Origin of the sequence: Bacillus cereus group sp. BfR-BA-01355 (assembly GCF_022663675.1) — a bacterium.
GTDB classification, from domain to species: domain Bacteria; phylum Bacillota; class Bacilli; order Bacillales; family Bacillaceae_G; genus Bacillus_A; species Bacillus_A thuringiensis_S.
This window is the reverse complement of sequence record NZ_JAKUFY010000362.1, coordinates 1-324: the sequence shown is the minus strand read 5'-3', so window position 1 is coordinate 324 and position 324 is coordinate 1. Positions and strand designations below refer to the sequence as shown.

Here is a 324-nt window from a genome sequence, read left to right as displayed (position 1 = left end):
CATGTTTGAGATATTTTATTAAAAGTGCGGGTGAAGGGAGTCGAACCCCCACGCCAAAGGCGCTAGATCCTAAGTCTAGTGCGTCTGCCAATTCCGCCACACCCGCATATTAATATTTTAAGAAAAAATGGGGCGACTGATGGGAATCGAACCCACGAATGCCGGAGCCACAATCCGGTGCGTTAACCACTTCGCCACAACCGCCATGATTTTCTGGTGCCGACTAGAGGACTTGAACCCCCAACCTACTGATTACAAGTCAGTTGCTCTACCAATTGAGCTAAGTCGGCTAAATGGTGGAGGATGACGGGATCGAACCGCCGA

The 324-nt window shown here is 50.0% G+C and carries 3 tRNA genes; all 3 read right to left on the bottom strand.

The annotated features are described in order from the left end of the window. Positions 1-25 precede the first annotated feature (25 nt). The 3 genes from MR167_RS32055 to MR167_RS32045 all read right to left on the bottom strand — a co-directional run bounded on the left by MR167_RS32055 (position 26) and on the right by MR167_RS32045 (position 290). Positions 26-106, bottom strand: a tRNA-Leu gene (locus tag MR167_RS32055). A gap of 22 nt (positions 107-128) precedes the next feature. After that, positions 129-204, bottom strand: a tRNA-His gene (locus tag MR167_RS32050). 10 nt (positions 205-214) lie between these two features. Beyond that, positions 215-290 (bottom strand) — tRNA-Thr (locus MR167_RS32045). Between the last annotated feature and the right edge of the window lie 34 nt (positions 291-324).